General features: G+C 65.0%; 29 protein-coding genes. 10 read left to right on the forward strand and 19 right to left on the reverse strand.

Going from position 1 to position 25,468, the window contains the following annotated elements; all coding sequences use genetic code 11:
• Positions 1-2 precede the first annotated feature (2 nt).
• The 8 genes from rplQ to HBA99_RS19220 all read right to left on the reverse strand — a co-directional run bounded on the left by rplQ (position 3) and on the right by HBA99_RS19220 (position 5,194).
• Positions 3-569 (reverse strand): 50S ribosomal protein L17, encoded by a 567-nt coding sequence (gene rplQ, locus HBA99_RS19185; protein ID WP_030096740.1) that lies wholly within the window; start codon positions 567-569, stop codon positions 3-5.
• Between the two features lie 60 nt (positions 570-629).
• Complete coding sequence (locus HBA99_RS19190; RefSeq protein ID WP_030096739.1) at positions 630-1,682, reverse strand: DNA-directed RNA polymerase subunit alpha; 1,053 nt, start codon at positions 1,680-1,682, stop codon at positions 630-632.
• Positions 1,683-1,756: 74 nt separating this feature from the next.
• The gene (gene rpsD / locus HBA99_RS19195) at positions 1,757-2,362 is read right to left on the reverse strand and encodes a 30S ribosomal protein S4 (RefSeq protein ID WP_030096738.1); all 606 of its coding nucleotides are present in this window, start codon (positions 2,360-2,362) and stop codon (positions 1,757-1,759) included.
• A 15-nt stretch (positions 2,363-2,377) separates the two neighbouring features.
• Positions 2,378-2,797 carry a 30S ribosomal protein S11 gene (gene rpsK, locus HBA99_RS19200; protein WP_030096737.1) on the reverse strand — a complete coding sequence of 140 codons (420 nt, stop codon included), beginning with the start codon at positions 2,795-2,797 and terminating at the stop codon, positions 2,378-2,380.
• A gap of 5 nt (positions 2,798-2,802) precedes the next feature.
• Positions 2,803-3,177, reverse strand: coding sequence for a 30S ribosomal protein S13 (rpsM, locus tag HBA99_RS19205; protein WP_030096736.1), 375 nt, complete (start codon positions 3,175-3,177; stop codon positions 2,803-2,805).
• A gap of 169 nt (positions 3,178-3,346) precedes the next feature.
• Complete coding sequence (gene rpmJ / locus HBA99_RS19210; RefSeq protein WP_003886927.1) at positions 3,347-3,460, reverse strand: 50S ribosomal protein L36; 114 nt, start codon at positions 3,458-3,460, stop codon at positions 3,347-3,349.
• 22 nt (positions 3,461-3,482) lie between these two features.
• On the reverse strand, positions 3,483-3,704 hold the full coding sequence (infA, locus tag HBA99_RS19215) for a translation initiation factor IF-1 (RefSeq protein WP_003418601.1): 222 nt from the start codon (positions 3,702-3,704) through the stop codon (positions 3,483-3,485).
• A gap of 206 nt (positions 3,705-3,910) precedes the next feature.
• Entirely contained in the window at positions 3,911-5,194 is a 1,284-nt protein-coding gene (locus tag HBA99_RS19220; protein WP_057967524.1) for an FAD-dependent oxidoreductase, read from the reverse strand.
• A 129-nt stretch (positions 5,195-5,323) separates the two neighbouring features.
• Between HBA99_RS19220 and HBA99_RS19225 the strand changes: the two genes are divergently transcribed.
• From HBA99_RS19225 to HBA99_RS19250, 6 genes are read left to right on the forward strand one after another with little or no spacing between them, the layout of a single operon-like run.
• A complete protein-coding gene (locus HBA99_RS19225) occupies positions 5,324-5,848 on the forward strand; it encodes an NfeD family membrane protein (RefSeq protein WP_070952087.1) in 525 nt (174 codons plus the stop codon).
• Positions 5,845-7,389: a flotillin family protein gene (locus tag HBA99_RS19230; RefSeq protein WP_057967482.1), complete on the forward strand. Its 1,545-nt coding sequence runs from the start codon at positions 5,845-5,847 to the stop codon at positions 7,387-7,389. The genes HBA99_RS19225 and HBA99_RS19230 overlap by 4 nt, the downstream gene beginning before the upstream one ends.
• Before the next feature lie 29 nt (positions 7,390-7,418).
• On the forward strand, positions 7,419-8,243 hold the full coding sequence (locus HBA99_RS19235; RefSeq protein ID WP_057967481.1) for an LLM class F420-dependent oxidoreductase: 825 nt from the start codon (positions 7,419-7,421) through the stop codon (positions 8,241-8,243).
• A gap of 20 nt (positions 8,244-8,263) precedes the next feature.
• Positions 8,264-9,259: a dTDP-glucose 4,6-dehydratase gene (rfbB, locus tag HBA99_RS19240; protein ID WP_057967480.1), complete on the forward strand. Its 996-nt coding sequence runs from the start codon at positions 8,264-8,266 to the stop codon at positions 9,257-9,259.
• Between the two features lies 1 nt (position 9,260).
• Positions 9,261-9,878, forward strand: coding sequence for a dTDP-4-dehydrorhamnose 3,5-epimerase family protein (locus HBA99_RS19245; protein WP_030096730.1), 618 nt, complete (start codon positions 9,261-9,263; stop codon positions 9,876-9,878).
• Between the two features lie 45 nt (positions 9,879-9,923).
• Complete coding sequence (locus tag HBA99_RS19250; RefSeq protein ID WP_070952086.1) at positions 9,924-10,802, forward strand: DUF4190 domain-containing protein; 879 nt, start codon at positions 9,924-9,926, stop codon at positions 10,800-10,802.
• On the opposite strand, the gene map is transcribed toward HBA99_RS19250, so the two are convergent.
• The 5 genes from map to HBA99_RS19275 form a co-directional block, all read right to left on the reverse strand.
• The gene (gene map, locus HBA99_RS19255) at positions 10,803-11,597 is read right to left on the reverse strand and encodes a type I methionyl aminopeptidase (protein ID WP_030096728.1); all 795 of its coding nucleotides are present in this window, start codon (positions 11,595-11,597) and stop codon (positions 10,803-10,805) included.
• A gap of 24 nt (positions 11,598-11,621) precedes the next feature.
• On the reverse strand, positions 11,622-12,167 hold the full coding sequence (locus tag HBA99_RS19260; protein WP_030096727.1) for an adenylate kinase: 546 nt from the start codon (positions 12,165-12,167) through the stop codon (positions 11,622-11,624).
• Complete coding sequence (gene secY, locus HBA99_RS19265; RefSeq protein ID WP_030096726.1) at positions 12,164-13,492, reverse strand: preprotein translocase subunit SecY; 1,329 nt, start codon at positions 13,490-13,492, stop codon at positions 12,164-12,166. Before secY ends, HBA99_RS19260 begins: the two co-directional genes overlap by 4 nt.
• Positions 13,493-13,621: 129 nt before the next feature.
• Positions 13,622-14,878, reverse strand: a complete 1,257-nt coding sequence (locus HBA99_RS19270; protein ID WP_070922939.1) for an HAD family hydrolase — start codon at positions 14,876-14,878, stop codon at positions 13,622-13,624.
• 5 nt (positions 14,879-14,883) lie between these two features.
• Positions 14,884-15,750 (reverse strand): hypothetical protein, encoded by an 867-nt coding sequence (locus HBA99_RS19275; RefSeq protein ID WP_070922940.1) that lies wholly within the window; start codon positions 15,748-15,750, stop codon positions 14,884-14,886.
• 163 nt (positions 15,751-15,913) lie between these two features.
• On the opposite strand from HBA99_RS19275, the gene HBA99_RS19280 reads away from it, so the two are divergent.
• Complete coding sequence (locus tag HBA99_RS19280) at positions 15,914-16,831, forward strand: class I SAM-dependent methyltransferase (protein WP_057966432.1); 918 nt, start codon at positions 15,914-15,916, stop codon at positions 16,829-16,831.
• On the opposite strand, the gene HBA99_RS19285 is transcribed toward HBA99_RS19280, so the two are convergent.
• Both HBA99_RS19285 and sppA read right to left on the reverse strand, forming a co-directional pair.
• Positions 16,828-17,967: an AI-2E family transporter gene (locus HBA99_RS19285; RefSeq protein WP_070952454.1), complete on the reverse strand. Its 1,140-nt coding sequence runs from the start codon at positions 17,965-17,967 to the stop codon at positions 16,828-16,830. The genes HBA99_RS19280 and HBA99_RS19285 overlap by 4 nt on opposite strands.
• Before the next feature lie 84 nt (positions 17,968-18,051).
• Positions 18,052-19,803 (reverse strand): signal peptide peptidase SppA, encoded by a 1,752-nt coding sequence (gene sppA, locus HBA99_RS19290; protein WP_070952085.1) that lies wholly within the window; start codon positions 19,801-19,803, stop codon positions 18,052-18,054.
• Positions 19,804-19,908: 105 nt separating this feature from the next.
• Here sppA and HBA99_RS19295 point away from each other — a divergent pair, with 105 nt between their 5' ends.
• The 3 genes from HBA99_RS19295 (at position 19,909) to HBA99_RS19305 (ending at position 23,620) form a co-directional block, all read left to right on the forward strand.
• Positions 19,909-21,489 carry a sensor domain-containing protein gene (locus HBA99_RS19295; protein WP_070922942.1) on the forward strand — a complete coding sequence of 527 codons (1,581 nt, stop codon included), beginning with the start codon at positions 19,909-19,911 and terminating at the stop codon, positions 21,487-21,489.
• Positions 21,490-21,496: 7 nt separating this feature from the next.
• Positions 21,497-22,300: a hypothetical protein gene (locus HBA99_RS19300; RefSeq protein ID WP_070922943.1), complete on the forward strand. Its 804-nt coding sequence runs from the start codon at positions 21,497-21,499 to the stop codon at positions 22,298-22,300.
• Between the two features lie 90 nt (positions 22,301-22,390).
• Positions 22,391-23,620, forward strand: a complete 1,230-nt coding sequence (locus tag HBA99_RS19305; protein WP_070922944.1) for a serine hydrolase domain-containing protein — start codon at positions 22,391-22,393, stop codon at positions 23,618-23,620.
• Positions 23,621-23,746: 126 nt separating this feature from the next.
• Here the strand turns inward: HBA99_RS19305 and rplO are convergent, their stop codons facing one another.
• Genes rplO through rplR form a run of 4 tightly spaced genes read right to left on the reverse strand, consistent with a single transcriptional unit; the run spans position 23,747 to position 25,467 of the window.
• Positions 23,747-24,187 (reverse strand): 50S ribosomal protein L15, encoded by a 441-nt coding sequence (gene rplO / locus HBA99_RS19310; protein WP_030096716.1) that lies wholly within the window; start codon positions 24,185-24,187, stop codon positions 23,747-23,749.
• 3 nt (positions 24,188-24,190) lie between these two features.
• Positions 24,191-24,373 (reverse strand): 50S ribosomal protein L30, encoded by a 183-nt coding sequence (rpmD, locus tag HBA99_RS19315; RefSeq protein ID WP_005055719.1) that lies wholly within the window; start codon positions 24,371-24,373, stop codon positions 24,191-24,193.
• Positions 24,366-25,031, reverse strand: coding sequence for a 30S ribosomal protein S5 (gene rpsE / locus HBA99_RS19320; protein WP_030096715.1), 666 nt, complete (start codon positions 25,029-25,031; stop codon positions 24,366-24,368). Before rpsE ends, rpmD begins: the two co-directional genes overlap by 8 nt.
• A 28-nt stretch (positions 25,032-25,059) precedes the next feature.
• Positions 25,060-25,467, reverse strand: coding sequence for a 50S ribosomal protein L18 (rplR, locus tag HBA99_RS19325; RefSeq protein ID WP_030096714.1), 408 nt, complete (start codon positions 25,465-25,467; stop codon positions 25,060-25,062).
• Position 25,468 lies beyond the last annotated feature (1 nt).

Here is a 25,468-nt window from a genome sequence, read left to right on the forward strand (position 1 = left end):
GGTCATTCCTTCTTGTCTGCGTCCTCGGCCTCGGGAGCCTCAGCCGTGTCGGCTGCGGCATCCGCCGCGCCTTCCGCCTCGGCAGCCGCATCGTCTGCAGTGTCGGTCTCGACCTCGACGACATCCTCAGCAGGAGTCTCCTCGACCTTCGCCTCTTCGGCCTTCTTGGTCGAAGCGACCCGGCGAGCGCGGTCGGCCTCAGAGGTGACCGTCTTCTCCTTCACCAGCTCGATGACCGCCATGGGCGCGTTGTCGCCCTTACGGTTCTCGACCTTGATGATGCGGGTGTAACCACCATTGCGATCGGCGTAGAACGGACCGATCTCCTCGAAAAGGGCGTGGATGACGTCCTTGTCGCGGATCTTCTTGAGCACCTCGCGCCGGTTATGCAGACCACCCTTCTTGGCGTGGGTGATCAGCTTCTCGGCGTAGGGCCGCAGCACGCGGGCCTTGGTCTCGGTGGTCTTGATCCGGCCGTGCTCGAACAGCGCGGTGGCCAGGTTGGCCAGCAGCGCCTTCTGGTGCGAAGACGACCCGCCGAGACGGGCACCCTTGGTGGGCTTTGGCATTGCGACTATCTCCTATTCGGGGCCGGCCCCCGTATCAGGTAGGACCGGGACGGATTGTGTTTAGAGCTGTTCGGTTTCGGCGAAGTCCTGATCGCCATCGAAGTCGTACGAACCGGTGTCCGACCATGTGCCGGTGGCAACGTCGTATCCGGCGACCTCGGACGGATCGAAGCTGGTCGGGCTGTCCTTGAGCGACAGGCCGAGCTGATGCAGCTTGATCTTCACCTCGTCGATGGACTTCTGACCGAAGTTGCGGATGTCCAGCAGATCCGACTCGGTGCGGGCAACCAGCTCGCCGACGGTGTGCACACCCTCGCGCTTGAGGCAGTTGTACGACCGGACGGTCAGGTCCAGGTCCTCGATGGGCAGCGCGAACGAGGCGATGTGGTCTGCCTCGGCCGGCGACGGCCCGATCTCGATGCCCTCGGCCTCGACGTTGAGTTCACGTGCCAGACCGAACAGCTCAACCAGCGTCTTGCCGGCCGAGGCCAGGGCGTCACGCGGGGTGATCGAGTTCTTGGTCTCGACATCCAGCACCAGCTTGTCGAAGTCGGTGCGCTGCTCGACGCGGGTGGCGTCGACGTTGTACGTGACCTTGAGCACCGGCGAGTAGATGGAATCGACGGGGATACGACCGATCTCGGCACCCGAGGCCTTGTTCTGCACGGCCGGGACGTAGCCGCGACCGCGCTCGACGACGAGCTCGATCTCCAGCTTGCCCTTGTCGTTCAGGGTCGCGATGTGCATGTCGGGGTTGTGCACGGTCACGCCGGCGGGCGGAACGATGTCACCGGCGGTGACGGCACCCGGTCCCTGCTTGCGCAGGTACATGGTGACCGGCTCGTCCTCCTCCGAGGACACCACGAGGCTCTTGAGGTTGAGGATGATGTCGGTGACGTCTTCCTTCACCCCGGGAACGGTGGTGAACTCGTGCAGCACACCGTCGATGCGGATGCTGGTGACGGCCGCGCCCGGGATGGACGACAGCAGGGTGCGCCGCAGCGAGTTGCCCAGGGTGTAGCCGAATCCCGGCTCCAGGGGCTCGATGACGAAGCGCGACCGGTTCTCGGCCAGCGTCTCCTCGGACAGGGTGGGTCGCTGAGAAATCAGCATTCTTTTCTATCTCCTTCTCGGCACCCGCTATTTGATGCCGGTCAGTGGGCCTGTAGCAGGATCGCTACCGGCGATTACTTCGAGTAGAACTCGACGATCAGCTGCTCGGTGAGCGGCACGTCGATCTGCGCGCGCTCGGGGAGCTGGTGCACCAGGATGCGCTGGCGCTCGCCGACAACCTGCAGCCAGCCCGGGATGGGCCGCTCGCCGGCGGTCTCGCGTGCAACCTCGAACGGCAAGGTGTTCAGCGACTTTTCCTTGACGTCGATGATGTCGTACTGCGACACCCGGTAGCTGGGCACGTCGACCTTCACGTTGTTGACCGTGAAGTGACCGTGCGAGACCAGCTGACGCGCCTGACGGCGAGTCCGGGCCAGGCCGGCGCGGTACACGACGTTGTCGAGACGGCTTTCCAGGATCTGCAGCAGCTGCTCACCGGTCTTGCCGGAGGACCGCACGGCCTCGGCGTAGTAACGGCGGAACTGCTTCTCCATGACGCCGTAGGTGAAGCGGGCCTTCTGCTTCTCCTGCAGCTGCTGACGGTATTCGCTCTCCTTGATCCGCGCGCGGCCGTGCTGGCCGGGAGGGTAAGGACGCTTCTCGTACGCGCTGGAGCCACCGACGAGGTCGACGCCCAGACGACGGGACTTGCGAGTGACGGGTCCGGTATAACGAGCCATTAGTTCAAGCCTCCCTTAGACCCGGCGCCGCTTGGGCGGACGGCAACCGTTGTGCGGCTGCGGAGTGACATCGGAAATCGCGCCCACTTCGAGGCCGGCGGCCTGCAGCGAGCGGATGGCGGTCTCGCGGCCGGAGCCGGGACCCTTGACGAACACGTCGACCTTCTTGACGCCGTGCTCCTGCGCCTTGCGGGCGGCGTTCTCGGCAGCCAGCTGCGCGGCGAACGGAGTCGACTTACGCGAGCCCTTGAAGCCGACGTGGCCCGAGGACGCCCACGCGATCACGTTGCCCTGCGGGTCGGTGATCGAAACGATGGTGTTGTTGAACGTGCTCTTGATGTGCGCGGCGCCGAGGGGAATGTTCTTCTTTTCCCGGCGGCGGGTCTTCTGCGCCTTCTTGGGGCCGGAACCGGCGCCCTTCTTCGGTGGTGCCATCGGGGTTACCTAGCCTTCTTCTTGCCGGCGATGGTGCGCTTCGGGCCCTTGCGGGTGCGCGCATTGGTCTTGGTCCGCTGACCGCGCACCGGCAGGCCGCGACGGTGGCGCAGGCCCTGGTAGCAGCCGATCTCGATCTTGCGGCGGATGTCGGCCTGCACCTCGCGGCGCAGGTCACCCTCCACCTTGAGAGAGGCTTCGATGTATTCACGCAGCTGCGTCACCTGATCATCGGTCAGGTCCTTGCTGCGCTGCTCGGGGCTGATGCCCGTGGCGGCCAGGATCTCCTTGGAGCGGGTCCGGCCAATGCCATAGATATAGGTGAGCGCGATTTCCATACGCTTATCGCGCGGTAGGTCGACGCCTACTAGACGTGCCATGCGGCAGTTCCTCTTTCATTCAACGAAGGTCTGTTCCCAGTCCGCCCCCTCTAGGTTGGGGCCCCGGCCTCCGTTCCGGGGGTGTCTGTCCGGCGTACCCGGTCAGTGGTTCTGGGAGGTCTTCATTCAGTTATGTAGCTGGTCAGCTAGGTCCTTGCGGACGTTCTGACTAGCCTTGCCTCTGCTTGTGGCGGGGGTCCTGGCAGATCACCATGACCCGCCCGTGCCGGCGAATGACGCGGCACTTGTCGCAGATCGGCTTGACGCTCGGGTTGACCTTCACGTTCCCAATCCTGTTCTTGTCGTTACTTGTACCGGTAAACGATCCGACCGCGGGACAGGTCATAGGGAGATAACTCCACTACCACTCTGTCCTCAGGCAGGATGCGGATGTAGTGCTGCCGCATCTTGCCGCTGATGTGGGCAAGTACCTTGTGTCCGTTCTCCAGCTCAATGCGAAACATCGCATTGGGCAGGGGTTCGACTACCCGGCCCTCGACCTCGATGGCTCCGTCTTTCTTAGCCATATCCTCCGCGATTCTTATTGCCTGCTCCGGCTATCGCCGGCATGGACACGGCAACACTCACCGACCTCGAACGTGAGCCGGTGACAGGAAAATCCAGGACAGGGCACGCAGACAGTCGGCACGTAAGCCGCACCGTTGGTCAAGGATACCCGCGTAACGCCCCCAAACCAAACCGGCGAACGGGCCGTCAGAACCGCCCGGAGGTCTTACGACCAGGTGACTCCCGACCTGCTGATATGCGGAATCGCCGTGGGTCGCACCAGACCCGCCGTCAGCCAGGCGCCGGCGATCCAGATATGGGGTGCGGATTTGGCGGCCATCGTCCGCCTGGCCCGCATCGAAACGTCCGAACCATCCAGGACTCGCTGCGCCCGCACGGACAGTATCCGGTTACGCACACCCGAGCGCCGCCGCTCGCGAGCGCTGCGGTTGATCGCCAGCCAGGCGGCGGCGAGATCGCTGGGCTCCCCCAGCGCCTCCGCAATGGCCTCGGCGGCCGCGGCAGCGTCGGCCACGCCCGAGTTGAGACTGCGGCCCCCCAGCGGGGCGAACTGATGGGCGGCCTCACCCGCGAGCAGCACCCGACGGTTCACGTCGGTGTAGCTGCTGGCCACGCCCTGCACGGTCTGATGCACCTCGACCGACCTGATGTGGTCGGCGTACCAGGTATCCCCGGTGAGCGCCGTGACCCAGGAACGCACCAGTTCGGTCGACGGCGTGGCCTCATCGTGGGGCAGGAACTGAACGTCAAGGCGCAGACCGTCCGGGTAGGGCAGCCGGATGGCGTGACGTCCGCCCAGATCGGGATGGTGGTACTGGATCTGCACCGGCAGATCGAGCGTGACACCGTCAGGATGCGGTTCGACGTCGATCACCGCGGAAGGGGGCGACGGCGGGCGCTCGGACATGCCGATGCCCAGCGCCTGCCGAATGGCCGACCTGGAGCCGTCGGCGGCGATGACGTAGCTCGCGCGCAGCCGATCGCCGCTGGAAAGCGTCAACCGAGCGCCGGTGTGGTCGGTGCTGATGTCGGTGACGGCAATCCCGCAGTGATACTCCACGCCCAAATTCAGCGCCTCGGCCAGGCTCTCTTCTTCAATGGTGCGCTGCGACAAGCTCATTCCCCATGCCGCGGGGTTCCACGGACCGGGTATCCGCGAGGGGGCGTATGAGGACATGACGAACACCGGGCGGCCCTGGTAGAAGGTCTGGACACCATGGACCGCGAGCGCGGACTGGCGCAGACGGGCACCCAACTCGGGTGCCACCCGGTCGTATCGCCGCAATGTCGAGTGCCCGACGAACGTCGCGCAGTTCCGGTGGCGCTGGCGATCTTTCGAGCCGGCCGCCTCCAGCACAACAACGCGAATTCCCCGGCGCGCCAAAAGCGTGGCAGCCAGCAACCCCACGGGACCGCCGCCGACGATCACGACCGCGTCATCGGTGATGTCCCGATGCGCGTCCGTCGACACTGCCGCGAGGTGAGCCACCCACTGACGGTACCGCGCCAGGGCACACGAGCGCCTGTTCAGCCCGGCAACACATAGCCAGCGGGGCGGATACATGGTACCTATGTCGGTAGTGGCGAACATCGCCGTCGGCAACGGGGAGGGGGTCGTGTGGACGGTCTGACAGTCGGATATCTGGCGGCCTTCGCGGTCGGTGGAGTCGCCGTGCTCTCGGCTCTGCTGCTTACCGACATCGGCCATGGCGACGGGATGCCGTTTCTGAGCCTGACCTCGGTTTCCGCCGCCCTGACCGGCGCGGGCGCCGGTGGATTCATCGGCTCGGCCCTGGGCATCGCAACGCTGCCGACAGCAATCATTGCAGCCGTGTGCGCGGTTGCGCTGGTGTCGATCCTGCAACTTTTCTTGACGTACCTGCGGCGTCAGCAGGCGAATTCGCATTCGGGGCGCGTGTCCTACATCGGACGGCTCGGCACCATCACCCTGGAGGTGCCTTCCGGCGGCGGCTGGGGCGAGGTCGCGTTCACCGATGCCGATGGCAACCGGGTGCGCTCGCGCGCGATCACCGATGAACCCGGCGGACTGGCCAAGAACGCCACGGTCTACATCGCTGACGTGGACCACGAATACCTGCACGTCGTTGGCATTCCAAACCAAACCTCTAAGGACCCCGCATGAGTTCACTTCTGATCATCGTCATCATCGCCGTCGCGGCGCTGGTGCTCTTCGTGGCGCTGCCGCTGGTCTACGTGCGCAACTACGTCAAGGTGCCGCCGAATGAGGTCGCGGTGTTCACGGGCCGTGGCCAGCCCAAGGTGGTGCGCGGTGGCGCGCGGTTCAAGATGCCCGGCATCGAGCGGGTGGACATCATGTCGCTCGAACCGTTCAACGTGAACATCAACCTGCAGAATGCGTTGTCCAACAACGGTGTTCCCGTTAACGTCGAGGCCGTCGGGCTGGTGCGCATCGGTTCCAACGACGAGGCAGTGCAGACCGCGGTGCAACGCTTCCTGACCTCCGACCTCTCGGAGTTGCAGCGCCAGATCAACGAGATCCTGGCCGGTAGCCTGCGCGGCATCACTGCCACCATGACCGTCGAGGACCTGAACTCCAACCGTGACTCGCTGGCACGCAGCGTCGTCGAGGAGGCAGGCGGTGACCTCGCCCGCATCGGCATGGAGGTCGACGTCCTGAAGATCGCGGGCATCTCCGACCGCAACGGGTACCTGGAATCGCTCGGCCAGCGCCGGATCGCCGAGGTCCGCCGCGATGCGACGGTCGGCACCGCCGAAGCCGAACGGGACGCGCAGATCCAGTCCGCGCAGGCCCGCCAGGCGGGTGCCATCGCACAGGCCGAAGCCGATACCGCCATCGCCACCGCGACCCAGAAGCGCGATGTGGAGCTGGCCCGGCTGCGCGCGCAGACGGAGGCGGAGAACGCTCAGGCGGACCAGGCCGGTCCGCTCGCCCAGGCCCGCGCCGAAAAAGATGTCGGTATCGCCCGCGAGCAGGCGGAAGCCGCGCGTGTGCAGGCCCGCACCGAGGTGGAGCAGCGTCGTACCGAGCAAGCCCAGGCCGCGTTGCAAGCCGATGTCATCGCCCCGGCCGAGGCACGTCGTCAGGCCGATATCGCGATCGCCGAAGGTAGCCGACAGGCCGCGATCCTGAAGGCGCAGGCTGATGCCGAGGCCGAGCGGCAGAAGGGTTCCGCCGAAGCCGACGCCCGCAAGGCAGCCGCCGACGCCTACCGCATCGAACAGCAAGCGGCCGCCGACGGCACCAAGGCCAAGCTGATCGCCGAAGCCGACGGCACGAAGGCCAAGCTGATCGCCGAGGCCGACGGCGTCAAGGCCAAGCTGTTAGCCGAGGCCGACGGTAAGAAGGAGGTCGCCGCAGCACTCAACGCCTACACGCCAGAGGCCGCCCGGCTGTTGACCCTGCCGGACATCCTGGCGTCGGTGGTGCAGGCGACGGAGGCCGCGTCGAAACCGATCGGCGAGATTGAAAGGCTGTCCATCATCGGGGGCTCCGGTGACGCCCAGGACGCGCTGGGCACTCTTTTCGGGGTGAGTCCGCAGGCAGTGGCCAAAGTGATTGAAAGCCTCAAGGTTTCGGGTATCGATGTGCCGGAGTTATTGAACCGCACACAGCAGGCCAAGGAATACACGCCCGCTGCCCCGGCACCCGCGGCGCATCCGGAAGAATCGGTGGAGGAATAGCGACACCTCCTGCGAAGTTGGAACGCAGCATGGGCGAATCGAACCTCACCAAGTACGGGATATGGAAGGGCGGCCCGGTCACCCCGGAGCAGGCCAAGGCCATCGAGGATCTCGGCTACGGATCGGTGTGGATCGGGGGTGTGTTCACCTCGGATCTCGCGTACGTAGAGCCGCTGCTGGAGGCGACCGAGAATCTCACGGTCGCCAGCGGCATCGTGAACATCTGGACCTCTCCCGTCGACGAGATAGCGGCTTCGTTTCACCGGATCGAGGCCGCCTATCCGGGGCGGTTCCTCCTGGGAGTGGGTGCCGGGCATCCGGAGGCCTCGGCCGAGTACCGCAAGCCGTACGACGCCCTTGTCGAGTACCTCGACGGGCTGGATGCCGCGGGCGTACCCAAGCAGCGCCGGGCATTGGCCGCGCTCGGCCCCAAGGTGCTCAGGCTCTCGGCCGATCGCACCGCGGGCGCACACCCCTATCTGACGACGCCCGAGCACACCCGGGAAGCCCGGCAGATCATCGGCCCGGACGCACTGCTCATTCCCGAGCACAAGGTGGTGCTCAGCACCGACGCCCAGAGCGCACGCGAGATCGGCCGCCGCACCGTCGACTTCTATCTTCAGTTGAGCAACTACGTAAACAACTGGAAGAGACTTGGTTTCAGCGACGAGGACGTCACCTCGCCGGGAAGTGACGCCTTCATCGACGCCGTAGTGGCGCACGGAACGGCCGAGGAAATCGCCGCACGATTGCACGAACACCTCGACGCCGGCGCGAACCAGGTACTCATTCAGGTCCTGGGCGATAAGGGGTTGGTCGACACATTGACCTCGTTGGCGGACACGCTTCGGTAATCCCCCACTAGGGTTAGTGCATGCGAATCTTGGTGACCGGCGGCGCCGGTTTCATCGGAGCCAACTTCGTACATGCGACCGTCCGTGAGCGCCCCGATGTCTCGGTGACCGTTCTCGACGCGCTGACTTACGCCGGTACCCGCGAGTCGTTGACTCCGGTCACCGCGTCGGTCGAGCTGGTACAGGGCGATATCTGCGATGCCGAGACAGTGGATCGGCTGGTCTCCACTCACGATGTGGTGGTGCATTTCGCCGCAGAGACGCACAACGACAACTCGCTCGCGGACCCGTCACCGTTCTTGCACAGCAACATCATTGGCACCTACACATTGCTGGAAGCAGTGCGCCGCCATGATGTGCGGCTGCACCACATCTCCACCGACGAGGTGTTCGGCGATCTCGAGCTCGATGACCCGAATCGGTTCACCGACACCACTCCATACAACCCGTCGAGCCCGTACTCGGCGACCAAGGCCTCGGCGGATCTGCTGGTGCGCGCCTGGATGAGATCGTTTGGAGTGCGCGCGACGATCTCCAACTGTTCCAACAACTACGGGCCGTATCAGCATGTGGAGAAGTTCATTCCGCGGCAGATCACCAACATCCTGACGGGCCGCCGTCCGCGCCTATACGGGGCCGGGGCGAACGTCCGGGACTGGATCCACGTCGACGATCACAACAGTGCGGTGTGGCGCATCATCGAGGACGGCGCCATCGGACGCACCTATCTCATCGGGGCTGACGGAGAACGGGACAACCTGTCGGTGTTGCGCACCATTCTGGAACTCATGGGCAAGTCGCCGGACGACTTCGATCATGTCACCGACCGCGCGGGCCACGACCTGCGTTACGCCATTGATCCCACCCCGCTGCGAGATGAATTGGGCTGGACGCCAAAACATCTCGACTTCACCAGCGGGCTGGCCGAGACAATCTCGTGGTATCAGGACAACGAGGATTGGTGGCGTCCCATCAAGGATGGCGTGGAAGCCCGCTACGCGAAACAGGGGCAGTGACGTGCAGATTCGTGAGTTATCGGTGCCCGGCGCCTTCGAGATCACTCCGGTACAGCATCACGACAGTCGTGGAGTGTTCCTCGAATTGTTCAAGGGCGCAGCGCTTGCTGAGGCCATCGGCCACCCGTTCGACCTGCAGCAGGCCAACTGCTCGGTCTCGGCAGCCGGTTCGCTGCGCGGGATCCACTTCGCCGACGTGCCACCCGGGCAAGCCAAATACGTCACCTGTCTGACCGGTTCCGTATATGACGTAGTGGTCGATATCCGTTTTGGTTCACCGACATTCGGCGCGTGGGACGCTGTGCTGCTGGACCCTCGAGACCGCCGGGCGGTCTACGTGCCCGAGGGTGTCGGCCACGGGTTCCTCGCCCTCGAGGACGCCTCGACGGTGGTCTACCTGTGCTCCGCCGGGTATGCCCCGGGCCGCGAACATGGCATCAATCCGCTGGATCCCACGATCGCGATCCAATGGCCGACCAGCCGACCCGACGGCACCGAGCTTTCGCTAGTTGTCTCCGAAAAGGACAGTGCTGCACCATCATTAATCGATGCCCAGGAGTCAGGTCTGCTTCCTGTCGCATCCGAGGTGCAGGCCTTCCTGGCGAACCTTTCCGGCTGATCGGCGAATCTTCCCACGCCACCGCGTGTTTGCTAAAGTCCGTACATGACGCAACCGCCTTCGGGGCCGCCGCCCTCGGATCCCGGGCCACCGGAGTTTCCGCCGTATCCGACTCCGACAGGCCCCGGGTACCCGCCGGTCGGGCCACCCCCAACGGGTGGATATCCGCCCGTTCCCCCGGCAGGGCCTGCGGGTGTCGAGCCTTATCCGCCCTATCCCCCGGCGAACCCGGCGGGTGGGTACCCACCGCCACCTCCGGGATACCCGTCGGCGCCCTACGGTTATCCCGCGGCGGGCGCCTATCCCCCCGTGGAAAGTGCACGGAGCACCAATGGATTTGCCATCACGGCGCTGATCTTCGGCATCATCCCCTGCCTCGGCGGAATCCTGGGCATCATCTTCGGCATCCTGGGCCTGAACCAGATCAAGCGAACCGGTCAGAACGGCCGCGGGTTGGCCATCGCGGGCATCGCGCTCGGCTCCCTGTGGGTGATCGCGTCGATTGTCGTGATCGCGGCGGGCATCAACGACAAGCCCAAGCGTGACGATTCCGGACACGTCACCCAGTCCGGCGATATGGATGTCACCCAATTGCGCGTAGGCGACTGCGTGGCCGATCTGGGCGACAAAGACTTCTACACGACGACCAAGGCGATTCCGTGTGCGCAGCCGCACAAGGCAGAGGTGTACGCACTGTTGCCGCTCTCCGGGAGCTCCGTGCCCCCACAGTCCGTACTGGACGAGAAGGGTAATGAGGGCTGCAGCACCGCGCTGGAGAGCTACTCCCCCAGCGCATTCGAGGACGACGGGGTCGAGATCACCTACCTCTACCCGACCAAACGTTCGTGGGCGCAGGGTGACCACTCGATCGCCTGCGTGGCCGTCTTCAGCACGGAGCGCACGGCGTCCATCAAGGGCACGTAGCTACGGGCGCAGCGTCAGGATGCGGGGGCCGTCCTCGGTGACGGCCACCGTGTGCTCCCAGTGCGCGGCCCGCGATCCGTCGGTGGTGACCACGGTCCAATCGTCGGCCAGCACCCGGGTCTGAGTGGTGCCCAGCGTGAGCATCGGTTCAATGGCGAGCACCGACCCCACCGCGAGGAGTGGCCCCTTGCCGGGGGCTCCCTCATTGGGCAGGAACGGGTCAAGATGCATCGAGCGACCGATACCGTGGCCGCCGTAGCCATCCACGATTCCGAATGCCCGGTCGAACTGCTTCTCCGCCGCCCGGGTGCCCAGCTCGATCGCATGGGATACGTCAGTCAGCCGATTTCCCGGAATCATCGCCGCGATACCGGCCTCCATGGACAGGCGGGTGGCTTCCGACAGCGCCTCGTCGACAGGGATGACCGTGCCCACCGCAAAGGTCCACGCGGAATCCCCGTGCCATCCATCCAGGATCGCGCCACAGTCGATGGAGACCAGGTCACCGTCGGCCAAGACCGCTGTCGCCGAAGGTATTCCGTGGACCACCTGGTCGTTGACCGAGGAGCAGATCGAGGCTGGGAAGCCGTGATAACCCAGGAACGACGGCACCGCGCCGGCGTCCCGGATCACCGACTCGGCGACCTGATCCAGCTCCAGCGTCGAAATGCCCGGCTTCGCGGCGTCACGAACGGCGACCAATGCGGCGCCCACGATGGCGCCCGCGGCGGCCATGGCATCGAGTTCTCCGGCGGTGCGCTGCTCCACCGTCTTCTTGCGGCCGAAGAGACCCACTAACGACCCACTACCGACTCGCCGCTACCGGCCCAGAGCCTGCGATGTCCGCGCGAACACTTCGTCCACGGTGCCGACGGCATCGATGGTCTGCAGCACGCTCTGGTAGTACTCCAGCAGCGGTGCGGTCTCGGCGCGGTACACGTTGAGCCGGTTGCGGATGATGTCCTCGGTGTCGTCGGCGCGGCCGCGGCCCAGCAGCCGCTGCACCAGCTCTTCCACCGGCACCCGGAACTCCAGCACGGCGTCAATTTTGACTCCGCGAGCCTCTTCCATCGCGGCCAGCGCATCAGCCTGATCCACGGTGCGCGGGAACCCGTCGAGGATGAAGCCGTCGGCGGCGTCGGCCTCGTCGAGGCGCGCTTCGACCATCTTGTTGGTGACCTCGCTGGGCACCAGGTCGCCGGCGTCCAGGTACTGCTTGGCCTGGATTCCCAGCTCGGTGCCTTCGCTGATGTTCGACCGGAAAAGGTCTCCGGTGGAGATCTGCGGAATGCCGAACTTCTCCGAAATCAGTTGCGCCTGCGTGCCTTTGCCTGCCCCGGGCGGGCCGAGTAACACCACTCTCACTTCAGGAACCCTTCGTAGTTACGCTGCATCAACTGGCTTTCGATCTGCTTCACGGTATCGAGGCCGACGCCGATCATGATCAGTACCGCAGTTCCACCAAACGGCAGGTTCTGCATACCACCGGAGTTCCCGATCTGCAGGAACAAGTTCGGCAAGATCGCGATGACACCCAGGTAGATCGAGCCCGGCCACGTGATGCGGTTGAGCACGTAGCGCAGGTAGTCAGCGGTCGCACGGCCGGGGCGAATACCGGGGATGAAGCCACCGAACTTGTTCATCTCGTCGGCACGCTCGTCGGGGTTGAAGGTGATCGACACGTAGAAGAACGTGAAGAACACGATCAGCGTGAAGTAGATCGCGATGTACCAGTAGTTGCTGGGATCGGTCAGGTAGGTGCTGACGAATCGATCCCACCAGCCGGTCTTGTCCTTCCCACCGCTGCGCACGAGCTGAGTGATCAGACCCGGGATGTACAGCAGCGAGGAGGCGAAGATGACCGGGATAACACCGGCCTGGTTGACCTTCAGCGGCAAGTAGGTGGAGGTACCGCCGTACATGCGCCGACCGACCATGCGCTTGGCGTACTGGACGGGAATGCGGCGCTGGCCCTGTTCGACGAATACGACACCGACCACGATGAGCAGCGCAGCCACACAGACGGCGGCAAAGGTGACACCACCGCGGCTGTCGAGGATGGTCTTGCCCTCGGCAGGGATCCGGGCCGCGATGCCGGCGAAGATCAGCAGCGACATACCATTGCCGACTCCGCGTTCGGTGACCATCTCACCGAGCCACATCACCAGGGTGGATCCGGCAGTCATCACCAGAACCATCACGCTCAGCGAGAAGATCGACTGGTCCGAGACGATCTCGTCCTTGCGGTCACAGCCCTGCAGCAGGTTTCCGCTGGCACCGAGCGCGACGATCGAGGTGGACTGCAGCAGCGCCAGCGCGACCGACAGGTAGCGGGTGTACTGCGTCATCTTCGCCTGGCCGGACTGGCCTTCCTTGCGCAGCTGCTCGAACCGGGGAATGACCACGGTGAGCAGCTGAACGATGATGCTGGCGGTGATGTACGGCATGACGCCGACCGCGAAAACCGACAGCTGCAGCAGCGCGCCACCCGAGAAGAGGTTGATCAGCGAGTAGATCTGCGCCGAGTCGCCACTGCTGACCTGTTCGACGCAGTACTTGACGTTGGCGTAGTTCACGCCGGGAGACGGCAGGGTCGCACCCAGCCGATAAATGATCACGATCCCGATCGTGAAGAGGATCTTCCGCCTCAGGTCAGCTGTCCTGAGAGCAGAGACAAAAGCGGAAAGCACACATCCTCCTGCGCATCCTGCAGCTCGCCATGTGATCTGCTAGATGAATCAGCTGGTGATCCCAGCGTTGGGTAACCGTTTCGGCGGCCGTCAGGGCACGCCCGGGCCGGATACGAGACTAACAGTTCGCTACATACCGGTGGAGAAGACGGTGTCCTTCTGGTCGGGGATGACGGTGCCATCGGTACGCAGCAGCGGCCCCGTACTGCCATCCGGGTTGGTCCGGCCGTCTGTCGCGCATAGGTACGGCTCCATACGCTGCGGATAGGGGTCGATGAACATCGGATTGATCAACCATTTGCCGTCGGCGTTGTCATAGGCCCGGCACATGAGTTCGGTCTTGTTCCGGTTGATGACGAGGTGGGCAGCGGTGGCGTCGTCGACGAAGGTGACATCGGTGGTCGAGTCGCCGGCGGCAAGAATCTGCCGTTTGTTGACGTCGTAGGGCTCGAAGGCGGCGGGGCCCTGCACACCGAAGACCACCTGGTTGGCCCAGCAGCGTTTGCCGTCGACGTAGGTGATCACCGTGTCGGCACCATCGGGTTGTCCGCCGCAGCCCTTGACGTGCGGGGTCTGCCTTCCGTTGGCGTCATAGACGCTGCGCACTCCGATCACCTGATTTGTCGGAATCCCGATTTCCGGTGACCACACCTTGGCCACCACCTCCGAGGACGCCGAGATCACCCAGGTACTGACGCCATGGGCCTGCAAGGTGGCAATGAGGTCCTTGATCTGCGGATAGACCCGCACATACCCCGGCACGGTGGTGGTGCCGATGGTCTGAGTGGCTCCGATCGGCGCATCCAGGTTCTCGCGCTTGGCCGCCTGCGCGAATTGCGCGACCTCGTCGGCGGTGTAGCCGGCGGTCAGCGCGACTGTCCACACGTACGCGCCGTTGCTCCAGCGCTGGTTGTATCCGGTGAAGGCTTCCTGTTCGTCATGGGTCTTGCCTTCGCGGATCGCCAGGATCTCGTCGGCGCATGCCGCGTTGGTCGAGGTGGGCAGCGGGCGGCCGGCGGGGGTTGCGGTGCCACATGCCTCACGCAGCGCAGTGGCCGCCACCTCGGTGATGTGACGGCTGGTGGAGTGCCAGTCCCCGGGTTGGCGGATCTTGTCGTGCCGCAGCATCCAGGCCAGGGTCGCATCGGAGATGTCGTTCTTGACTTCGGTGTTGTCCCAGTCGAAGAGCGCGATCGCCTTGGTGGCACGCTTCCAGGTCCCGGTGCACGTGCTGTTGGCGTCGATCGCGGCCTGGAGCCGTTCCCTGACCTCGCCGTACCAGGGCAAGGTGGGGTCCAGCTGGCGGCATCCCGGCGCCGCGGACGCGGCGGGAGTACCCACATTGCATGCCGCAACGGACAATACGACGGCAGCAATCCACCTCATGGCATTCACCGGCCGAAATTACCACCGCGCGTCCGCGATTCGGGGCTGGTCACCGAACGTTCACCGGTATTTCCCGTGTGGCGAGACCGAATCTGCGCGGCTCGCTGCCAAATGCGTTCTCGCAGTTGCTCGATATCGGCCGGATACGGCGCCGACAGAACGTCGGCTCGTGCCTGTTTCGCGATGGCGACCTCACGGCGATAGTTCAGGAAGATCTGAATCTCGCCGTCGCGGTCGGCCAGGTACTCATAGTCCGTGTGCCATGGCTCCGTAATGCGCATCAGTTCGGCATAGGTGGCCCACTGCCGCAATGTCTGCGGCCCGCCCGCCAGTACCAGCACTCCGCCGATTCGTTCAACGCTCTCCCACCCGGTCGGTGCCGGCGTGTACGGGTACTCCCGTTGCCCCGCGGGCAGCTGCCGCCACGCCCGGAACTCAGCGGCCCTGCTGTCGAGTCCATGGGTGCGCCAGCGCACGGTTCCGTCGGGCGTGGTCGGCGGACGCCGACGCAATGCCCGGGCCGCCTGCCGGGTGAGCACGGTCAGATGCGACGGCAGCAGCACAATCGGGTCCGCGGGCTCGGCATCGAACGGATTCGGATCGAGATGCGCACGGTCGATGAGCACCAGCGTGCCGGGTTGCCGCTGATAGGCAAGCCCCCACAGCAGCCGTGCCAGCGTCTTGGCGCCGGGCTCATCGGATAACACGTGCCAAGTTTCATGAAACCGGTTGGTGGAGAGGCGCACATCGGCCTCGGCGCGCAGCCTGATGATCGTGTAGGACCTTCCGTCGAGCATCACGGAATGCCGGTGCAGCTTCATCACGCTGCCCGGTGTCGCGGCCGCACATGGCCGCACCGCTGTATCGGCCACGTTCACCTCCTGATCTCTCGGCTGCCCTCTGTGCCGGAACAGCAAACCCCTCGATCCCAGGCGCACGCAACCGAATTTGCGCAGGCCACGGGCCCGGGGGTGCGCAATCCCGGAGCGCGGCGCACTATGGTCGGGGCACCCCGACAACCTCTAAGGAGCCTCGATGACGCGGACCGATGACGACAGCTGGGATCTGGCCTCGAGCGTCGGGGCGACGGCGACGATGGTGGCAGCCCAACGAGCGCTGGCCAGTCGCGTACCCAATGCGCTGATCAACGATCCCTACGCGGAGCCGCTGGTGCGCGCCGTCGGCATCGAGTACTTCGCCAAGCTGGCCTCGGGTGATTTCGACCCCGAGCAGATGGCCGGTTTGGTACAGCTGGGCATCACCGTGGACGGCATGGCCAACGGAATGGCAAGTCGCACCTGGTATTACGACACCGCCTTCGAGTCCGCCACGGCGGCCGGAGTGCGCCAGGCCATCATCCTGGCGTCCGGACTCGACACCCGGGCCTACCGCCTGAATTGGCCGGCGGGCACCACGGTGTACGAGCTCGATCAGCCAGATGTGATCGCGTTCAAGACCGACAACCTGGCAGCACTGGGAGCATCGCCCAGCGCCGAGCGCCGGACTGTAGCGATCGACCTGCGCGACGACTGGCCATCGGCCTTGAAGGCGGCCGGCTTCGACCCCGGGCAGCCGACGGTGTGGTCTGCCGAGGGACTGCTGATCTACCTGCCGCCGGAGGCACAGGATCGGTTGTTCGCGTCGATCACCGAGCTCAGCGCGCCGGGTAGCCGCCTCGTGTGTGAGCAGGTGCCCGGCCTGGAGACCGCCGATTTTTCCAAGGCACGCGAGCTGACTCGTCAATTTGCCGGAGACACACTGGATCTGGATATGGAATCGCTCGTCTACGCCGAAGAACGTCAAATGGCGGCGGACTGGCTGGCCGAACACGGATGGTCGGTGGTCACCGAGGAGAACGAGGCACTGTACGCACGGCTCAACTTGGAGCCGCCGAACCCATTGCTGCGCACCATATTCCCGAACATCGTGTACGTCGACGCGACGCTGGGCTAGCTCGCCACCCGCGAACGCAACCGTGTCCACCAGGCCCGCCTCGGCGCCTCGGGTTCGTCGGCATCGGAGCTCTCAAACGGAACCCCTTTGTAGACGGCCAGATACACGTCGATCGTGGTCACGATGACGATCATCAGCACCGGGCCCAGCATGATTCCCCAGAAGCCGAAGGCCGCGATACCCGAGAAGACCGCCAGCAGCATCAGGGCGGGATCCAGACGTGCTCCGCGCGGTACCAGGAAGGGGCGCAGCACATTGTCGATGTTGGAGACCACCAGCAGGTGCCAGGCGATGACGAACAGTCCGCCGACCGGGTGGCCGAAGAGGATCATGCCGATACCGAACGGAATCGTCACGATGCCGCCCCCGAGCGGGATGATCGACAACGCCGTCAGCAGTATCGCGAAGAAGAAGAAACCCTGCCGGAACCCGGCGACATAAATCGACGCGGCACCGGCGACACCCTGCGCCATCGCAATCACAAACTGCCCCTTGACGGTTCCGCGCACCATGGCACCGATCTTGTCGAGGTACAGGTCGGTGATCTCCTCCCCCAGCGGATTGAGCTGCCGCAGCAGGTTAAGCACCTTGTCCTGCTTGACCAGGAGTGAGACGAACACGTACAGGAAGATGATGCACGCCGCGACCGCCGATGCGACGCTGCCGACCGCGCTCTGCAGCACCTGCAGCACCCCTTGCCCGATGTTCTCCGCCAGCGATGCGATCGACTGCCGCAGGCTGTCCGGGGTCAACTGCACGTGCACGAATGGGATCCGGGCCAGGACGTCGTTGACCACCGCGAACGCCCGTTGCCCGAGTGCGGTTATATCGGTGTCGTCCACCCAGTTGGAGACACTGTCGACCATGCGGGTGATCTGTACGGTCGCAACGTAAACCAGCGCACCGACCGGGACCACGACCGACCCCAGCGCGCACAACAGCGTCAGGGTCGCGGCCACACCCGAGCCGAATCGCCGACCCAGGCGCCGGTACACCGGCGTGAACAGATACGCGGCTACCCCGGCGACCACGATCAGGATGAAATAGCCGCGCAGAAAATAGATACCCACTGCGACACCCACCGCGGTGAGGACAGCGAGCACACGTCTCTGAAATACGGTCAGCTCGGTGTTCACACCACGCCCTTCCGCCGGCAGCTGCACTCGACACGTTAGTCGGTGTCAGCCCCCGTCCCGGCGAAACATGCTGGTGCGGTGCGACTAGAAGCGGTAGTCGCCCAACATCATGGTCTGGGCGCCGCCAATGGATCGCTGGGCGCGCTGCACCGTTTCCAAGGCCAATTGCGCCACCCGCCCGAGCACCGCATCGGTGACGGCCGCGGCGGCGGGCTGCGAGGACGTCCGCTGCCGCAGCATCGCCGTCAGCGGTGAACTCGGGAAGCTCGCGATCCGCACGTCGTCATCGGGATCTATGTCCGCGAGCTTCTTGGCCTTGGCCACCGCCTCGCGGAACCCGCCGAGTTCATCAACCAGGCCATGCGCCAGCGCATCCCTGCCCGACCAGATCCGGCCCTGCGCAACCGCTTTCACGGCGTCAACACTGAGGTTTCGCCCGTCGGCGACCCGCTGCACGAAATCTTCGTAATGCATGTCGATCTCAGCCTCGACGAGATCGCGCTGCTCGTCGGTGAACGGTTCGTTACTCGACCACGCATCAGCGTTGGCGTTGGTGCGCAAGGTGTCCGAGGCGACCCCGAGCTTCTCCTTGAGCCCACGGGTGATGAACTTTCCGGTGATCACCCCGATGGATCCGGTGATGGTGCCCGGGTTGGCGAGGATCGCGTCGGCACCCATGGCCACGTAGTAACCGCCGGATCCGGCGACCGCACCCATGGACGCCACCACTGGCTTGCCCGCCTCACGCGCCCGGATCACTTCTCGCCAAATAGTTTCCGAGCCATTGACCGAGCCGCCGGGGCTGTCCACACGCAACACGATGGCGGCCACCGAATCGTCGGCGACCGCGTCGCGCAGCGCCTCGGCGATCACGTCACCTCCGCTGGCCGGTCCGGGCGGAAAGAGCCGTGGCCCGCTGCGGCCACTCACGATCGGTCCCGCCAGGGTGACCACGCCGATGGTCCGCCGCGATGGCCGCCCGGGCAGGGCGGGCAGGCTCGGCACCTGTGGCCGGGTGGCCCGGGCGTAGCGCGCCAGATACAGCAGCGGGGGTTCCTTATCGGCGTGCACACCGGTCAATTCACCGATGCGCGCATACGCCTCATCGCGATATCCGATGCGGTCGACCAGGCCTGCGGTCACCGCATCGGTGCGCCGCAGCGGCGCCCGGTCTGCCAGGGCGTCCACCTCTGCCGGGTCGAGCTTGCGCGATGCGGCGACACCGTCGCGAACCTGTTCGGACAGGCTTTCCAACAGCCGCCCGTCAGCTTCCCGCTGCGCCTCGGTGTAGCCGTCCTCGGTGAACAGGTTGGCCGCCGATTTGTACTGACCGCGTGTGAGGAACTGCGCCTCAACCCCGGCCTTGTCGAGTGCACCGCGCAGGAAGGTTCCGCTGGCCGCGAATCCGATGAGTCCCACGGTGCCGGATGGTTGCATCCACACCTCGCCGAAGGCCGACGCCAAGTAGTAGGCCAGGGTGCCCGGGTAGGTTTCGGACCACGCCACGCTCGGCTTGACCGCGCTGAACGCCTCGATGGCGGCCCGAAGCTCTTGGACGGCTCCGGCAGCGGCGGGCGGGATCTGCACCCGGGCGATGAGGCCGGCCACCCGCGGATCGTCGATCGCACGGTGGATGGCGGCAATGGTGTGCCGCAGCGACAGCGGCCTGCTCGCTCCGGAGAAGACCAGGCCCAGCGGATCGAAGTTGGCGGTTTCCGGCGGCACCTCGAGCAGATCGAGTTCCAGGATGCAGTCCCGGGGTACTCCCCGGTGACGTGCGGTGTCGACCTTGGCCAGCAGGTCGTTGACATCCGTGGGCGTGGTAAAGGCGAACATGCCTTGAGCGTACCGACGAATGCGGCAACGCTCGCGGCTACAAATCCGTGCTGCTGTTCTGCTCGGCGCGTAGGGTCTGAACCATTCGCTGGCGGAGGGGCAACGATGACACGTGTACAGAAGACAACGGCCAAGAAGCTGTTGGCTCAGGTCGCTGCGGTACTCGCGGTCACCACGGTATCGGGGTGTATCGATACGTCCGGGTCGCGCGAACTGACCCCATCGCAATCGACATCATCGACGACGGCCGCCCCCGCCCGCAGCTATCCGGGTTTGTTTCCCGAGTATCGCGGCAAGTTTCACCCCAACCACACCGATCTGGGTGGGCGGAACAATGCCGAGCTTGCCGGTCTACTGCCTGTGGCCGCGGACTTTCCTGGACAAGGGGACACTCGCCCACCGGATATCGCCGCCGATGATGGCTCCGGGCTGGGCATACATGGCCAGACGGACGGTGAAACCCGCCCGCCCGAATGCCTCTACACACCGTTCGGTAAATCCTTCTCGAGGACACCGGACGGCTCGGACTGGAACCTTTACTACGCGGCATCGACGCTGCACGAAACAGATCCAGCCGGTGGCCGCATCGTCGTCACGGTGAATCGTGAACGCGAAAACACCGACGTATTCGCACTGACCACCGACTGGATCAAGAAATGCGGCCAGTACGACAGGGCGTTTCCGACCTTCGCCAAGCCGGAGGTGCGTAATCGGCACGTCACCGACTCCTTCGCGCCCGGACCGATCGTCGACGGAGTGCAGACCTACGTCTACACCAGCGCCAGCACCGACCTTGATGACACCTCCGCCGATAAACAGTCGTCGGGGGTGCGCGGACAACGTGTGCTGCTCGCCAGGGTGCGCTCGGTGGTGTTCGAGGTGGAAGGCACCGATCCGGTGGACGCGGGCCTGCTAGATCAGCTGATGGCCACCACCATCGCCAACGCCAAGCACGCGCCACCGCCCGCCGACCAGAACGCCGGACGATTGGCCGGGCTGCCGGCCTGCGACACCGTCGCGGCCCAACCCGGAAATCCACAACCGGATCCGGCACTGGATTGCACAATTCGCACCTCGGACGGCAGCGGGGTGATCTTCGAGGTGCTGGGCACTCCCACGGGAACCATCCGCGTGTTCAACGGCAGTGGTGCACAGCTGCAATCCATTCGCGTCCCCAATTCGATCTTCCAGCAGCGCGTGCCCTTCCTGCATGACCTGGATCAGGATAAGCGCGAGGAGCTGCTGGTGGTCAGGGCAACCGGCGACCCGGCGGGCGACCTTATGGATGTGTGGCGCTCGCGGCCCAACTCCGATCAATTCGACATGACCGGAACGATTTTCGGCGTCCCGAGATTCTGGCTGACATCCGATCGATTCATCGGAATCTTCTCGCGCAACGGCGCCGACGCCGGCGTGGCAGCGCTGTTCCGGTTCGTCGACAACAAGCTGGCGGTGCTGGCGCTGCTGGATACCGAAAGACGCGTCGACAACAAGCCTCTCGACGATCCGAAGTGGCGCCTGAACGCCAACGTCAAATGCGCGATGAACGTGTCCGATGACCCGCCGGGAGCGCTGGGGTCACGGATGGATGCGTTACGCGCAGCCGGCGTCGACCCGGCCACAGCCGCGGAACATTTCTGCCTGCAGCCGTGGGTACCAACGCTGTACCGGCAGGGCACGCGATGAGGTGCGCATGACAAAGTGGCACGCCACCGTACTTCTCGGCGCAGGATTGACGCTCGCGGCATGCACACATGGCGGCATCCACCACTCCGGAACACCGACGAGCTCGGTGCCAAGTCGGCTCGACGCTCTAGCGCTGTGCTCGTCGATCAAGCCACAGGCTGTCGAACCCGACCCAGACCCGGCGCTGGACTGCGTGCTGCGGTCCAAGGATTCGGCGAAGCTGACATTCGAGGTGCTGGGCACGCCACCGATCACCGTCAAGGTCTACGAGCCCAACGGAACTGAGCGACAGACCTTTACCGTTCCCGTCAACAAACCGGAACGAACTCCCCCGCTCCTCGCCGACCTGGATCGCGACGGCCGCGATGAGCTGATCGTGGTGGACACCGTCGGCTCCGATGGCGATGTCCTGAATGTGTGGCGGGCCAACAAGGATTCGGGGAAGTTCGCCCAAGCGGGACAGGTGATCGGCTATCCGGACTTCCGGACTACCGATGAACACTTCACCGCGTTCTACGCCAGCACCGGGGCTGGATCGGGCAGGGTTACCCTCTACCGGTTCGTCAACGACAAGGTCGTGGGACTCGGCTCGCTCTTCGTACAGGCAGCGGACTGGCCGGATCCACCCGATCCCGCCCGCACCTGGTACACCAACGGAAACACGCTGTGTTCCTTCAACTACGACGACGTTCCCCCGGGGCAAGCCGAGAAGACCAATCAGGCCCTGACGGACGCGGGCGTGGACCCGCCCGCCGCCCAGGACCGATTCTGCAAACAGGCCTGGGTCGCCGACATCTACCGGAAACGCTAACCGCACGTAGCCAACGCGGGTGCGGAGATGATCCTGACCTAGACGACTGAATCACCGTCCGGCCCGCGTGCCCGATGGTATGACTGTCGAATGACGCTCAAGATGACGGTGTCACCCGCTCTGATCGGAGGCGATGTCGATGAGGGGTACGGCAAGATCGCCGACGCATTCCGCGCCAACTTCGCGCGCGGAGACGAAATCGGTGCCGCCTTCTCCGTATACCGCGACGGTGTGAAGGTCGTCGACCTATGGGGTGGTTACCGCAATGGCCTCACCAAGGACCCGTGGCGTGAAGACACCATAGTCAACATGTTTTCCACCACCAAAGGTGTTGCATCCCTTGCCGTCTCCGTCGCCGCATCGCGCGGGCTGCTCGACTACGACGCAAAGGTCGCGGACTACTGGCCCGAGTTCGCGCAGGCCGGGAAGGCCAATGTCACGGTGCGTCAACTGCTGTCCCACCAGGCCGGGTTGCCCGCACTCGACGCGCCGCTGAAGCTGGCAGACCTGACCGACCCAACCAAGGTCTCCGCGGTGCTTGCCGCCCAAAAACCAGCGTGGACGCCGGGAACCCGACATGGCTACCACGCACTCACCCTGGGGTGGTACGAATCCGAGCTCATCCGTCGCACCGACCCTGCCGGCCGCACCATAGGACGCTTCTTCGCCGACGAGATCGCCGCTCCGCTGAGCCTGGATCTGCACATCGGATTGCCCGCCTCGGTGGACCGCGGCCGGGTGGCCGAACTACATGGCTGGAAGCGGCACGAAGCACTGCTGCACCTCAACACCATGCCGCCCCGATTTGTACTGGGACTTCTGAATCCTCGCGGCCTCACCGGCCGAAGTGCCAACCTGCCCAACGATATCGATGCGATGACCGACTTCAACCAAGAGAAGGTGCGCACCGTGGAGATGCCCGCCGCCAACGGGATCGGCTCGGCCCGCTCGGTGGCTCGCGCATATGGTTGCGCGGCAACCGGCGGGGCCGAACTCGGTCTGACACCGGCCACTCTCGAAACGGTGACAGAGCCCGCCGTCCCTCCTAGCGGAGGCATTCGCGACAAGGTGCTGCATGTCGACTCGGTATTCTCACTGGGGTATTGCAAACCGTTTCGGGACTGCGTCTTTGGGTCGTCCGGGAAGGCATTCGGAACCCCCGGGCTCGGTGGATCGTTTGGCTTTGCCGACCCCGACACCGGTATCGGATTCGCCTACGTGATGAACCGATTGGGCTTTCACCTGTTCAGCGATCCCCGCGAACTGGCGCTACGTCAGGCACTGTTCCGGGATGTGCTGGGCACACGTCCGCAGATATGAGCCTCTGCTTCACCGAGTGCATACGGCACGCAGGCAGTTCCCGCGATAGCTCTGCTCCCGGTATGCACTCGGCGAAGCAGAAAGGGCGCCCACCCGAAGGTGGACGCCCTTTCCGAAAGCGGTTTACTAGGCCTCGTTGACCGATCCGCCTGCGGCGGTGATCTTCTCGCGAGCCGAGTCGCTGAACTTGTTGGCAGTCACCGACACCTTGACCTTGAGGTCTCCGTTGCCGAGCACCTTCACCAGCTCGTTCTTGCGCACCGCACCCTTGGCAACCAGGGCCTCGATGGTGACGTCGCCACCCTCGGGGAATAGCCGCTCGATGTCGGCCACGTTCACCACCTGGTATTCGGTGCGGAAGCGGTTCTTGAAGCCCTTGAGCTTCGGGAGCCGCATGTGGATGGGCATCTGCCCACCCTCGAAGGTCACCGGCACGTTCTTACGTGCCTTGGTGCCCTTGGTACCGCGACCCGCGGTCTTACCCTTGGACCCCTCACCACGGCCGACGCGGGTGCGCTCGGTCTTGGAGCCCGGGGCCGGGCGTAGGTGATGCAGTTTGATGGTCATTGCTTACTTCACATCCTCGACGGTGACCAGGTGGCGAACCACCTGGAGCAGGCCGCGGGTCTGCGCGTTGTCCTCACGGACAACGGTCTGGCGAATCTTGCGCAGACCCAGTGTCTTCAGACTTTCGCGCTGCTTCCATCGGGCTCCGATGGTGCTGCGCACCTGGGTGATCTTCACGTCAGCCATGGCTGCCTCCCTGTGCTGCCGCAGCTGCGAACTCGGCGCGGGCCCGGAGCATCCCGGCCGGCGCCACGTCCTCGATGGGCAGACCACGCCGGGCCGCAACCTCTTCGGGGCGCTGCAGCTGCTTGAGCGCCGCGACGGTTGCGTGGACCACGTTGATGGCGTTGTCGCTACCCAGCGACTTGGCCAGGATGTCGTGCACGCCGGCGCATTCAAGCACCGCGCGGGCAGCGCCACCGGCGATCACACCGGTACCGGCCGAGGCCGGACGCAGCATGACGACACCGGCGGAATCCTCGCCCTGAACCGGGTGGACGATGGTGCCACCGATGAGCGGAACGCGGAAGAAGTTCTTGCGAGCCTCGTCCACACCCTTGGCGATGGCGGCCGGAACTTCCTTGGCCTTGCCGTAGCCGACGCCCACCAGACCGTTGCCGTCTCCGACGATCACCAGTGCGGTGAAGCTGAACCGGCGACCACCCTTGACGACCTTGGAGACGCGGTTGATGGTGACCACGCGCTCCAGGTAGTTGCTCTTCTCGGCGTTGTCACGCCCACCACGACGGTCGTCGCGGTTGTCACGGCGTCCACGGCCGCCGTCGCGACCCTCGTTGGCGCCGCCCGCATTGTCGGGAGCGCCCGAATTGCGCTGCGCCATCATGCATTCCTTCCGTTGAAAGTCACGAACATCAGAACACCAACCCGTTCTCGCGGGCGGCGTCGGCGAGTGCGGCGATCCGGCCACCGTAGGTGTAGCCACCGCGGTCGAACACCACGGTGTCCACGCCGGCAGCCTTCGCACGCTCGGCGATCAGCTGACCGACCCGAGCACTGCGCGCCTTCTTGTCGCCGTCCACTGCCTGCACGTCGGGCTCGATGGACGAGGCCGCCGCCAGGGTGGTGCCGGTGAGATCGTTGACCAGCTGCACGTGGATGTGGCGGGCCGAACGGTTGACGACCAGACGCGGCCGTGCGTCCGTGCCGGACACCTTCTTGCGCAGACGTGCGTGGCGGCGCAGACGCGAGGTGCGGCGCACCTCCGAGACACTCTTGCCGACGGGCTCGTGCTGCTTCGCTTCTGTCTTCGTTTGAGCCATG

The sequence above is a fragment of the Mycobacteroides chelonae genome, from assembly GCF_016767715.1.
GTDB classification, from domain to species: Bacteria; Actinomycetota; Actinomycetes; order Mycobacteriales; family Mycobacteriaceae; genus Mycobacterium; species Mycobacterium gwanakae.